Consider the following 11,852-nt stretch of genomic DNA (forward strand, 5'->3'; position numbering starts at 1 on the left):
TCCGTCACTTGGCGGAGGCCAGCCCCCGCAGGATCCAGCCGCGTGTCTCCGCCGGGTCGATGACCGCGTCGATCTCGCCGAAGGACGCCATGTTGATCGCCTTGCCGTTGGCGTATTGCTGGGCCACCAGTTTGTCGAACAGCGCCTTCTGCGCCGCGGCATCGCCCGCCGCCTCCAGCTCGCGCCGATAGCCGAGGCGGACCGCGCCCTCGAGGCCCATGCCGCCGAATTCGCCCGACGGCCAGGAAATGGTGAACACCGGCCGGTGGAACGAGCCGCAGGCCATGGCCTGGGCGCCGAGGCCATAGCCCTTGCGCAGCACGACGGCGAACACAGGCACGGTCAGGGCGGCACCGGCGATGAAGAGATCGGCGGCCTTGCGCACCATGCCTTCCGCCTCGCAAGGCGGCCCGACCATGAAGCCGGGCGTGTCGATCAGGCTGATCACCGGCAGGCGCCTCGCCTCGCAGAGCTTCATGAAGCGCGCGCCCTTTTCCGCCGCATCGGCATCGACCGCGCCGCCGAGGTGGCCGGGATCGTTGGCGATGAGGCCGAAGGGTTTGCCTTCGATACGCACGAGCGCGGTGATCATGCCCCGGCCGAAGCCGCCGCGCAGTTCGATGACGCTGCCGCTGTCGCACAGGAGCGCGATCGCCTTGCGGATGTCATAGACCCGCAGGCGGTTCTCGGGCACGACATGGCGGAGTTCCCGCTGATCCGCCGCCTGCCAGACCGGGGCGACGCCCTGAAACTGGCCGAGCAGGCGTTTGGTCGCCGCGACCGCCGCCGCCTCGTCGGCGACGCGCAGGTCGATATTGCCGTTGGCCCATTGCATGGCGACCGGCCCCACCTCCTCCGGCCGGAAGCTGCCAAGGCCGCCGCCCTCGATCATCGCGGGGCCGGCCATGCCGAAGGAGGCATTCTCGGTCGCGACGATCAGATCGCAGCAGCCAAGCAGCGCGGCGTTACCGGCAAAGCAGTAACCCGACACGACACCGACCGTCGGCACGATACCCGACAGGCGGGCAAAGGCGGCGAAGGTCGACACGTCGAGGCCGGCGACGCCGACCCAGTCGGTATCGCCCGGCCGACCGCCGCCGCCCTCGGCGAAGAGGACGAGCGGCAGGCGCCATTCCTCGGCCACATGCAGCACCCGGTCGGTCTTCTTGTGGTTCATCATGCCCTGGGTGCCGGCCATCACCGTGTAATCATAGGCGATCACCATGGTGCGGGCGGCCTCCGCGCCCATGTCGGCGGCATTGACCGTGCCGGTGCCGGCGATCAGCCCGTCCGCCGGGCCGTTCTCGATCAGATCGTCGAGGCCGCGGCGCTTGCGCTGGGCGGGCAGCAGCAGGGCGCCATATTCGTTGAAACTGCCGGGATCGCACAGATCCTCGACATTGGCGCGGGCGGTGCGCTGGTTGGTCCTGGCGCGCCGGGCGACCGCCGCCGGGCGGTTAACGTCGAGGCCGGGAGCATGGCGGGCGATCACCTCGGCGAGGTCGGGGCGGATATGATCGGGATCGACCGCCACCACCTCGCCCGCGATGGCGCCTTCGACGGCGGCGGGTTCGATGAAGGCAAGGGCCGCGCCCTCGGCGATGGTCTCGCCCGCCGCGCCGCCGAGGCGGCGGACGATGCCGGCGAAGGGCGCCTTGACCACATGCTCCATCTTCATGGCTTCAAGAATGGCGAGGCTCTGGCCGGCGGCGATACCCGCCCCTTCCGCCGCCTCGAAGGCGACGATACGGCCGGACAGCGGGGCCGCCACCGCCTCCGTCCCCGGCGGGGCGATGATGGCGGCAACGGCGGCGGGTGCGGCAGATTTCGGGAAGAAGCCGGCCTCGCGCACCGCGCCGGCCAGCCGGCTGCCCAGCCGCTCCACCAGCCGGTTGTCGAGACGCCCCATCGCCACCGTCTCCTCGGCCAGCAGGGCTTCGAGGAAGGCGATGTTGCTGGCCACCCCCTCGATCCGGGTCTGCCTCAGGGCGCGGCGCAGGGCGGCGACGGCGCGGGCGAAATCACTCCCGCCCTCGTGCACGATCAGCTTGGCGATCAGCGGATCGAAGCCGGGATTGACCGGATAGCCGGCATAACCCGCGCCATCGACCCGGATGCCCGGCCCGCCCGGCATCTCATAGGTCGCGATGGCCCCCGCCGCCGGCCGTGCCGCGCCGTCTGGACCGATCACTTCGAGATTGATGCGCGCCTCGATCGCGAAGCCCCGGGGCGCGACGCCGTCGAGGTCGAGGCTGGACAGGGCGGCCCCGGCGGCGAGGCGGATCTGCGCGGCGACGAGGTCGACCCCCGTCACCGCCTCGGTCACCGTATGCTCGACCTGAAGCCTCGGGTTCGCTTCCATGAACCAGAAACCGCTTTCATCGGGCGCGACCAGGAATTCGACGGTGCCGACGGTCCGGTAATGCGCGGCGCGGGCGAGGCTCAAGGCCGCCGCGAACAACTTCTCCCGCATTTCGTCGGACAGGCCGGGGGCCGGCGCGATCTCGACCAGTTTCTGGTGGCGGCGCTGCAGGCTGCAATCACGCTCGAACAGATGACCGACATGGCCGAGGGCATCGCCCAGCACCTGCACCTCGACATGGCGGGCGGCGGGGATGAAGCGTTCGATGAAGATGCGATCGTCGCCAAAGGCGGCCTTCGCTTCCGAACGGCAGCGCGCGAAGGCTTCGGCAAGGTCGTCCAGCTTCTCGACGACGCGCATCCCGCGCCCGCCGCCGCCGGCCGCCGCCTTCACCATGACCGGCACGCCCTCGCCCAGCTTGCGCATGAAGGCTTCGGCGCAGCCGAGATCGACCGGCCGCGCCGTGCCTTCCGCGACGGGCACGCCCGCGCCTTCCGCCAGCTTCCGGGCCGCGACCTTGTCGCCGAACAGGGTCAATGTGGCGGGCGACGGGCCGATGAAGGCGATGCCCGCGGCTTCGCAGGCTTCGGCGAAGCTCGCGTTCTCGGCGAGGAAGCCATAGCCGGGGTGGATGGCGTCGCAGCCGTGCGTCTTCGCGAGGGCGACGATCTGCGCCCCGTCGAGATAGGCGGCGACGCCCCTGCCCTTCAGCGCCACGGCCCGGTCCGCCACCGCGACATGGAGCGAGCGGTCGTCATCCTCGGCGAAGACGGCGACGCTCTCGATATCGAGGCTGGCGGCGGCCCGGGCGATGCGGATGGCGATCTCGCCCCGGTTGGCGATCAGGATACAGCGGAACACGGCAACATCTCCTCGGCTTGCCGCTTCTGCCGGCGGCACGGGGAGACGCTGCTTCGTTCACAAAGCGGGTGCAAGCGCGGCGACGACCGCCGCCGTTTTCGCGACGACACCCCAGATGCCATCCTCGACCTGGGTCATGTGAACTGCCGCGTCATGGGCGTAGGAATCGCCCGAGGCGCAGGCATCCTCGATCAGCAGGCACTGGTAATTGCGGTCGCAGGCTTCGCGCTGGGTGGTGTGCACGCAGACATCGGTGGTGCAGCCGGTGAACATCAGATGGCTGATGCCGCGCGCCCGCAGGATGTGGTCGAGGTCGGTATGGGAAAAGGCGCCATTGGCCGTCTTGTCGACGATGATATCGCCGGGCGCGACATCCACTTCCGGCACGATCTCGAAGCCGGGCTGGCCGCGCATCAGGGCACGGGTGCCCGCCATGCCCGCCCGCTCGCGCCGCCACAGCTCGTAAGCCGTCAGGTCGGCGCCGTCGGCGCGGTAGCCCTGCCGCGTGTGGACGATGGTGCAGCCCGCCGCCCGCGCGGTCTTCAGCAAGAGATTGACCGCGGGCAGGATGGCGCGCAGGCGCGACGGATCGTAACCCTTCAGCGCGAAATAGCCCTGCGGCGAGAGGAAATCGACCTGCAGGTCGATGACCAGCAATGCCGTCCGCGCCGGCTTTATTGGACCATCGTAGGGGAAACCGTAGGGACGGGCTTCGATCTGGCGGAAATCGGTCACTTTTGCTACTCCACTGCGCACGGCGAACATGGCCCCGGCCCCCTCCGTCATTGACTGTCGCGGTTGCGGCGATAGGCTGGGCCTTTATCGGGGCAACCCAGAACAGAGTTCAGAGTGATGGCCAAGGACTTCATGAATTATAGCGGCATGGTGCAGGACGCGCTGCGGGGCGTCGTGCGTCAGGCCCTGACCAGGATCGCCACGCAGGGTCTGCCCGGCAACCATCACCTTTATCTTTCGTTCAAGACCGGCGCCCCCGGGGTCGACATCCCCGAGCACCTGCGCGAGCGCTACCCGGAGGAGATGACCATCGTCCTCCAGCACCAGTATTGGGGGCTGAAGGCGTCCGAATCGGAATTCGAGGTGCAGCTGAACTTCAACAAGATGCCCGAGCGTCTGGTGGTGCCCTATACCGCCATGACCGGCTTCTTCGATCCGTCCGTGCAATTCGGCCTGCAGTTCCAGCCGAACGGCGAGGAAGCGCCCGCCGCCCGCCCCGCCGCCCCGGCCGAGACCGCCAGCCTGTCGACCCTGCGCCGCGACGAGGCCGCCGACGACAAGCCCGAGCCCGAGACCCCGCCCGCGGGCGAGAAACGCGGCGAAGTCCTGACCCTGGACGCATTTCGCAAGAAATAAGGCGCGCAAGAAGTAGAGCGCGCGATCCCCGCGCGCCCCTGTTTTCATTTCATTCCAGAAGGTTTCCGGCCATGACGGCGTTCGCCTATCAGGACATGTTCGAGCACGACCCCGCCAACAAGGTGACGACGCCCTGGCGCAAGATCACCTCGGACGGCGTCAAGGAAATCGTGGTCGGCGGCAAGCGCGTGCTCGAAGTCTCGCCCGAGGCGATCGAGGCCCTGACCTTCGCCGCCTACCGCGACGTCTCGCATCTGCTGCGCCCCGGGCACCTCGCCCAGCTTGCCTCGATCCTGAAAGACCCGGAAGCCTCGCCCAACGACAAGTTCGTCGCGCTGGAACTTCTGAAGAACGCCAATGTCGCCGCCGGCATGGTGCTGCCCTCGTGTCAGGACACGGGCACCGCCATCATCATGGGCAAGCGCGGCCAATATGTCTGGACCGACGGCAAGGACGAGGAAGCGATTTCGCGCGGCGTCGCCCGCACCTATACCGAGACCAATCTGCGCTATTCGCAGATGGCGCCGCTCGACATGTATAAGGAAAAGAACACCGGCAACAATCTGCCGGCGCAGATCGACCTCTACGCGACCCCGGGCGATGAATATAAATTCCTCTTCGTCGCCAAGGGCGGCGGTTCGGCCAACAAGACCTATCTCTATCAGGAGACCAAGGCCCTGCTGAACCCGGCCTCGCTGCTCAAATTCGTCGAGGCGAAGATCAAGACCCTCGGCACCTCGGCCTGTCCGCCCTATCACCTCGCCATCGTCATCGGCGGCACCTCGGCGGAACTCACCCTGAAGACGGTGAAGCTCGCCTCCTGCCGCTATCTCGACGACCTGCCGACGACCGGCAACGAGCTGGGCCGCGCCTTCCGCGACCGCGAGCTGGAAGCCGAGATTCACAAGCTGACCCAGTCGACCGGCATCGGCGCCCAGTTCGGCGGCAAATATTTCTGCCACGACGTTCGCGTCATCCGCCTGCCGCGCCACGGCGCCTCCTGCCCGGTCGGCATCGGCGTGTCCTGCTCGGCCGACCGCCAGATCCTCGGCAAGATCACCAAGGACGGCGTCTTCCTCGAGGATCTGGAACACGATCCCGCGAAATACCTGCCCGAGGTCACCCATGACGACCTCGAAGGCGAAGTCGTTCAGATCGACCTGAACAAGCCGATGGCCGAGATCCTGAAGACCCTCAGCCAGTATCCGATCCGCACCCGGCTGTCGCTGACCGGGCCGATGATCGTCGCCCGCGACATCGCCCACGCCAAGCTGAAGGAGCGGCTGGACGCCGGCGAAGGCCTGCCGCAATACGCCAAGGACCACCCGGTCTATTACGCCGGCCCGGCCAAGACGCCGACGGGCTATGCCTCCGGCTCCTTCGGGCCGACCACGGCCGGCCGCATGGACAGTTATGTCGACCAGTTCCAGGCGGCGGGCGGCTCCATGGTCATGCTGGCCAAGGGCAACCGCTCGAAGCAGGTGACCGACGCCTGCAAGAAACACGGCGGCTTCTACCTCGGCTCGATCGGCGGCCCGGCCGCCATCCTTGCCCAGAACTGCATCCGCAAGGTCGAGGTGCTGGAATATCCCGAACTCGGCATGGAAGCCGTCTGGAAGATCGAGGTGGAGAATTTCCCCGCCTTCATCGTCGTCGACGACAAGGGCAACGACTTCTTCGCCAACCTGATGTGATCGGCTTCAGGACAGACGGGGGCGGGCGGCAGCCGCCCCCGACGCGTGATTGCACTCCCGCCCTTCGCGCCCGATAATCTCACGGTCCGTGTGGAGACCGGGACATGGCACCGCAAAGATGCATCGACGAGGATACCGAGGTCGCCGTCCGGCGCTTTCTGACGAGGATCGCCAGCCGGTACGACGTGGTCGGTGCCCTGCTTTACGGCAGTCGAGCCCGAGGCGACCACCAGCCTGACAGCGATGCCGATCTCGCCCTTCTGCTGCGCGGTCGCCATCAGCGTCTGTTGACCACGGCAATCGCGCTCGGCGATGTCGCCTACGACATTCTGCTCGAAACGGGGATCAATATTTCCCCGCTTCCCGTCTGGCTCGATGACTGGGAACAACCGCAGAATGCTCACAATCCCGCTCTTCTCAACGCCATCGCCCGCGACGGAATCCCGTTGTGAAGGCCCGAGTCCTGCTGGCCAAAGCTGAACAGGCCGCGGCTTCCGCGCGCTTGCTGGCGTCCTCCGGCGATGCGGACGGTGCCTGCAACCGCGCCTATTACGCCATGTTCGATGCGGCGCGGGCGGCCCCGGCGGCGGCAGGTCATGATGGCGGCAAGACACACAAGGGTGTCATCAACGCTTTCAGCCACCATCTGATCCAAAACGGCATCTTGGCCAAGGACCTGGGCCGCCTGCTCAAACAGGCGGAGGTCCGGCGGTACATCGCCGATTATGGCGGCGACACGATAGAAAGCGCCGACGCTGCCGAGATGGTCGCGCAGGCAGACCTGTTCATTGCCGCCATACGCGAAACCCTGCCCCCTTCGGATCAAGACACCGATATCGGCCGGCCAGACGTCCCCTCATGAAATACCTCGCCCTCGACGTCGAGACCGCCGCGGCCATGCCGTGGTCGGTGTGCCAGATCGGCGTCGTCGGCTTCGACGCCGTCGGCGAGACCGAGGCTTTCGGCACCCTCGTGCAGCCGGGCTGCGTCTTCGCGCCCTTCAACATCCGCATCCACGGCATCGACGATGACCGTGTGGCCGGCGCCCCCGATTTCGTCACCGCCTTTTCCGCCCTCGCCCCCCGGCTCGACGGCGCCATCGTCGTCAGCCACACCTTCTTCGACCGCGGCGCCCTGACCGCGGCCTGCGAGCGTTTCGGCGCCGACATGCCCGACTGCCTCTGGCTCGACAGCGTCCGCATCGCCCGCCGCGCCTGGCCCGGCCTCGCCGGCGGCTATCGCCTCGCCAACCTCGCCCGCCACCTCGGCATCCGTTTCCGCCACCACGACGCGACCGAAGACGCAAGAACCTGCGGCCTCATCGTCCACCACGCCCTGAGGGAGACGGGGCTGGACCTTCAGGGGATGGTGCGGGCGTTGGGACGGTGAGTGGGGGAGTACTGGTTGCGGCCTTGAAGCTAAATTAGAGCCCCCGAGCGTCCAATCTTGCGGCCTCAGAACTCGCAACATCTCAGTCAGCCCAACCAATAATTTTTTTCAGGAAGCGAACATGCCTATTTACTTTATTTCTAGAGAATAATAACATTCCATAGTTGTGAAAATTGGAATTGATCATGAGAAAATTTAACGAATGCACTCTCTGGGGCAATATGAGCTCTGATCGCGCATCGGAACAATATCCGGTCGAGAAGGTTTTCAAATCCTGCATGGGATAAGGGGACGCTATACATGATTTGAACAAACTTTAGTTCTAGTATAGCGACCTCAGGTTCGCGACGCCTGACTACCTCTGGATCGACTGAGTCCGCGTCGCCCGCACAACCTCGCCCGCCTCGCACAACCTCACCCGCCCCCGCACGGAAGATAAGGGGACGCAAGATAAGGGGACGCCATATAGAATTGATTGCGAGCCGCCACATTGAATGAAGAAACTCGACACCCGGCCCCCCTCTTCATCCTTCCCCCTGAAAGGCGGAGAGGGTTTTTCGTTTCGGAGCATACCACTCGCCCAACTCAACAGCGACACCGCTGGACGCCCGGCCCTCAATGAGAGATGGTTTCCCCAAATTGGGGGCATCTCGACAATGACAACAAAAATCATCCGCCAGTTGGGCCTCGGCCTTACCCTCGCCACCCTGCTGCTTCCCGCCGCCGCGCGGGCGGACGAGGCCCACAAGGCGGTCACTGTGACGCCGGTGTTTTCGGGTAGCGCCACCGTCACGGGGCAGCCGATCACCCTGCCGGAGGGGCCGGCGACGGTCATCGTTTCGCGTTATGTCATTCAGCCGGGGGCGAAGCTGCCGGTGCATCGGCATCCGCATCATCGCTATGCCTATGTCGAGGCCGGCACCCTCGCGGTCTATGCCGCCGACAGCGGCCAGCGTTTCGATTACAAGCCGGGGGATTTCATCGTCGAGTTGCTGGGCGACTGGCATTATGGCGAGAACACGGGCACGGAGCCCGTCCAGCTGCTGGTGATCGACCAGGTGCCCGAGGGCGTGACCGGGAACACGGAAGTCCGCCCCTGAGCACCGCCGGGTGAGCGAGGAGAGACGGGATGGAGCGGTTCACCGGCGGCTGCCTGTGCGGCGGGGTCCGCCTTGAGGCCGAGGGGCGGCCTTACCGCGTCGGGCTGTGCCACTGTCTCGATTGCCGCAAGCACCATGGCGCGCTGTTTCATGCCTCGGCGATCTTCCCGCAAGCGGCGGTCAGCATCGCGGGCGAGACGCGGGAGTATGCCGGGCGGCACTTCTGCCCCAACTGCGGCTCGCCGGTCTTCGCCCGCAGCGGGGATGAGATCGAGGTGAACCTCGGCTCGCTCGACGCGCCGGACCTGCTCCGCCCGACCTATGAACTCTGGACCATCCGCCGCGAAGCCTGGCTGCCGCCGTTTCCCGGGATGAAGGCTTACGCCCGCGACCGCGAGGGCGGCACCCGCTTCGAGGACGGGGCCGACACCCCTTGAGGATGCCGGCCCCCGCGCCTCACTCCCCGGCGGCGCGGGTGGGTTGGGCGTCGGCCCGGCCGAGCACGGCGCCAAGGAATTCGCCGATCTGCACGGTGAAGTCCCGGGCGCGCGGGATGACCCCCGCCATGCTGAAGGCGGCATGGATCAGCCCATCGAGCCGGATCGAGCGCACCTCGACCCCCGCCGCGGCGAGGCGGCGGGCGTAGTCCTCGCCCTCGTCGCGCAGGGGGTCGCATTCGGCGGAGAGGACGAGGCAGGGCGGCAGACCGGCCAGGCTCGCGGCGTGAACAGGCGAGGCGAGCGGCGAATGCTCCGCCCCCGTGCCCGCCAGATAGGCGGCGAACATGCCTTCCGCCGCCTTTGTCGACAGGATCGGCCCCTCGGCATATTCGACGCGGGAGGCGGTCTTCGCCGCGCCGTCGATGGCCGGGGTGATCAGCACCTGCGCGGCGACGCGCGGCCCGCCGCCGTCCCTGGCGCGCAGGGCGGCGACGGCGGCCAGCAACCCGCCCGCGCTTTCACCCGCGACCACCAGCCGGTCGGCATCGCCGCCGAAGCGCGCGGCATGGACGGCCGCCCATTCGAGCGCGGCGAATGTATCGTCGGTCGCCGCCGGGAAGGGATGCTCCGGCGCCAGACGGTAACCCGGCGCGACCACGACGAGGCCGAGATCGTCGGCCAGCGCGCGGCACGGCTTGTCGATCGCGTCGATACTGCCGGCGATGAAACCGCCGCCGTGGCAGAAGACGACGACCGGCAGCAGCCCGGCCCTTCCCTTCGGCCGATAGACGCGCACCGGCCGCTCGCCCGTCTTCGTCGGATAGGCGGTCGCCGTCACCTCGACATCGCGCGCGTCGCCCTGCAGCATCGAGAAACTGTCGACGAGGGCCCGCGTCTCCTCGACCGTGCAGTCGTGCAGCGCCTTGGTGCCCTGGCCCTGCAACACGCCCATGAGGCCGAGCACGGCCGGATCGAGCTTCATCATGGGCGGCAGCGCGGCCCGCCGCGTACCGACGACGAAGCCGCCATAACCGAGCTGCTGCATCTCCGCCGTCATCTGGCGATAGAGCTGGGCGCTGCCGGTGAAGATATAGGTGCCGGTGCGCTTGCCGTCGATATTGGCGCCCATGTACCAGGACTTGGCCTTGGGGAACAGGGTCAGGCCGAGCAGGCCGTTGACGATACGCGACCAGTGTTCCTCCGCCTCCGCCGTCGCCTCGATCATGTCGGCGCCGCGGTCGAGGGTGTAACGGACGGCGTCCGTCGCGAGGTCGACGTGATCCTCGATCGCCAGCGGGTTGTTGTAGAGCGCGACGGCGCTGGTCGGCCCGGTGATGGTGAAGAGATTGGGGAAATCATGCATGGCGATGCCGAGGTAATTGCGCGGCCCGTCCTGCCACCGCTCCGCCAGCGTCGCGCCGTTCCGCCCGACGAGACCGAGATGGACGAGCGGCCCGGTCACCGAGTCGAAGCCGATGGCGAAGATCAGCACGTCGAGCGGATATTCGACCCCGCCCGCGACGATGCCCCGCTCGGTCAGGTGCTCGACCGGCTTCGTCCGCACGTCGATCAGGTCGACATTGTCCTGATTGAAGATGTCGAAATAATCGGTCTCGAAGGCGAGGCGCTTGGTGGCGAAGGGATGGTCGGTCGGGCACAGCAGCTCGGCGACGCCGGGCTTGGTCACCCGCGCCCTGATCTTGTCGCGGACGTAATCGGCGACGTCATCATTGACGGCCTGGCTGGACAGCACGTCGGCATAAGACGAGACCAGCAGCGGCCAGCCGCCCTTGCTCCACAGCCGGTCGTATTTCGCCTTGCGCGCCTCGGCGGGGACGAGGGTGCCGGAAATTTCCGGCCGCTCGAAAGGAATGCCCATGAAGGTCTCGCGGGCGCCGGCGCGGATTTCCGCGTGATGATCGGCGACCCAGCGGCGCTTCTCCTCGGACAGGCTCTCGTTGCCGAGGGGCAGGGCGAAATTGGGCGTGCGCTGGAACACGGTCAGGTGCGCCGCCTGTTTCGCCACCTCCTGAATGACCTGAATGCCGGTCGAGCCGGTGCCGATGATGCCGACCCGCTTGCCGGTGAAATCCACCGGGTGATGCGGCCACTGGCTCGTCGTGTAGACCTCGCCCTTGAAGCGGTCCAGCCCCGCGAAATCGGGCGGCTTGGGAATCGAGAGATTACCGCTGGCCGCGATCAGGAAGCGCGTCGTGCAGACGCCGCCGTCGCTGGTCGAGACGGTCCAGACGTGATCCTCGTCGTCCCAGACGGCGCTGGTGATGCGCGTCCCGAAAGTGAAGGCGCGGCGCAGGTCGAGGGTGTCGGCGACGAATTCGAGGTAGGACAGGATTTCCGGCTGGGCGGCGAAACGCTCGCTCCAGGTCCAGCGCTTCTGAATCTCTTCCGAGAAGGAATAGGCGTAATGGACCGATTCGATGTCGCAGCGCGCCCCGGGATAACGGTTCCACCACCAGGTGCCACCCACCCCGCCGGCCGCGTCGAAGCCCTTGACCGAAAGGCCCAGTTCGTCGCGGAATTTGTGCACTGCGTACAAACCGGAAAAGCCGGCGCCGATGACGACGATGTCGTGATGCTGGGGCATTCTGCCCTCCTCCCATGAATTATTGTTCTT

The 11,852-nt window shown here is 67.0% G+C and carries 10 protein-coding genes; 7 read left to right on the forward strand and 3 right to left on the reverse strand.

From position 1 onward, the window contains the following. Positions 1-4: 4 nt before the first annotated feature. Positions 5-3,223, reverse strand: coding sequence for an acetyl-CoA carboxylase family protein (locus DKG74_RS18855; RefSeq protein WP_109907733.1), 3,219 nt, complete (start codon positions 3,221-3,223; stop codon positions 5-7). A 57-nt stretch (positions 3,224-3,280) separates the two neighbouring features. Then, positions 3,281-3,988: a cysteine hydrolase family protein gene (locus DKG74_RS18860; RefSeq protein ID WP_109907785.1), complete on the reverse strand. Its 708-nt coding sequence runs from the start codon at positions 3,986-3,988 to the stop codon at positions 3,281-3,283. 87 nt (positions 3,989-4,075) lie between these two features. Here DKG74_RS18860 and DKG74_RS18865 point away from each other — a divergent pair, with 87 nt between their 5' ends. From DKG74_RS18865 to DKG74_RS18895, 7 genes are all read left to right on the forward strand, one after another. Next, positions 4,076-4,594 (forward strand): SspB family protein, encoded by a 519-nt coding sequence (locus DKG74_RS18865; RefSeq protein ID WP_109907734.1) that lies wholly within the window; start codon positions 4,076-4,078, stop codon positions 4,592-4,594. A 71-nt stretch (positions 4,595-4,665) separates the two neighbouring features. Then, complete coding sequence (locus DKG74_RS18870; RefSeq protein ID WP_109907735.1) at positions 4,666-6,288, forward strand: fumarate hydratase; 1,623 nt, start codon at positions 4,666-4,668, stop codon at positions 6,286-6,288. Positions 6,289-6,392: 104 nt separating this feature from the next. Then, a complete protein-coding gene (locus DKG74_RS18875) occupies positions 6,393-6,740 on the forward strand; it encodes a nucleotidyltransferase domain-containing protein (protein ID WP_109907736.1) in 348 nt (115 codons plus the stop codon). Continuing rightward, positions 6,737-7,150, forward strand: coding sequence for a HEPN domain-containing protein (locus DKG74_RS18880; RefSeq protein ID WP_109907737.1), 414 nt, complete (start codon positions 6,737-6,739; stop codon positions 7,148-7,150). Before DKG74_RS18875 ends, DKG74_RS18880 begins: the two co-directional genes overlap by 4 nt. Next, positions 7,147-7,677 (forward strand): exonuclease domain-containing protein, encoded by a 531-nt coding sequence (locus tag DKG74_RS18885; protein WP_109907738.1) that lies wholly within the window; start codon positions 7,147-7,149, stop codon positions 7,675-7,677. Before DKG74_RS18880 ends, DKG74_RS18885 begins: the two co-directional genes overlap by 4 nt. A 656-nt stretch (positions 7,678-8,333) precedes the next feature. Then, positions 8,334-8,777, forward strand: coding sequence for a cupin domain-containing protein (locus tag DKG74_RS18890; protein WP_109907739.1), 444 nt, complete (start codon positions 8,334-8,336; stop codon positions 8,775-8,777). Positions 8,778-8,806: 29 nt separating this feature from the next. Beyond that, positions 8,807-9,214, forward strand: coding sequence for a GFA family protein (locus DKG74_RS18895; protein WP_109907740.1), 408 nt, complete (start codon positions 8,807-8,809; stop codon positions 9,212-9,214). Between the two features lie 19 nt (positions 9,215-9,233). Here the strand turns inward: DKG74_RS18895 and DKG74_RS18900 are convergent, their stop codons facing one another. Further along, positions 9,234-11,822 (reverse strand): flavin-containing monooxygenase, encoded by a 2,589-nt coding sequence (locus DKG74_RS18900; protein ID WP_165837759.1) that lies wholly within the window; start codon positions 11,820-11,822, stop codon positions 9,234-9,236. Positions 11,823-11,852 lie beyond the last annotated feature (30 nt).

The sequence above is a fragment of the Zavarzinia aquatilis genome, assembly GCF_003173035.1.
GTDB classification, from domain to species: Bacteria; Pseudomonadota; Alphaproteobacteria; order Zavarziniales; family Zavarziniaceae; genus Zavarzinia; species Zavarzinia aquatilis.

Bases quoted from the DNA above. Each gene is read 5' to 3' on its own strand.
- DKG74_RS18860 (WP_109907785.1), bottom strand. From the start codon at position 3,988: ATGTTCGCCGTGCGCAGTGGAGTAGCAAAAGTGACCGATTTCCGCCAG.
- DKG74_RS18865 (WP_109907734.1), top strand. From the start codon at position 4,076: ATGGCCAAGGACTTCATGAATTATAGCGGCATGGTGCAGGACGCGCTG.
- DKG74_RS18870 (WP_109907735.1), top strand. From the start codon at position 4,666: ATGACGGCGTTCGCCTATCAGGACATGTTCGAGCACGACCCCGCCAAC.
- DKG74_RS18875 (WP_109907736.1), top strand. From the start codon at position 6,393: ATGGCACCGCAAAGATGCATCGACGAGGATACCGAGGTCGCCGTCCGG.
- DKG74_RS18885 (WP_109907738.1), top strand. From the start codon at position 7,147: ATGAAATACCTCGCCCTCGACGTCGAGACCGCCGCGGCCATGCCGTGG.
- DKG74_RS18890 (WP_109907739.1), top strand. From the start codon at position 8,334: ATGACAACAAAAATCATCCGCCAGTTGGGCCTCGGCCTTACCCTCGCC.
- DKG74_RS18895 (WP_109907740.1), top strand. From the start codon at position 8,807: ATGGAGCGGTTCACCGGCGGCTGCCTGTGCGGCGGGGTCCGCCTTGAG.
- DKG74_RS18900 (WP_165837759.1), bottom strand. From the start codon at position 11,822: ATGCCCCAGCATCACGACATCGTCGTCATCGGCGCCGGCTTTTCCGGT.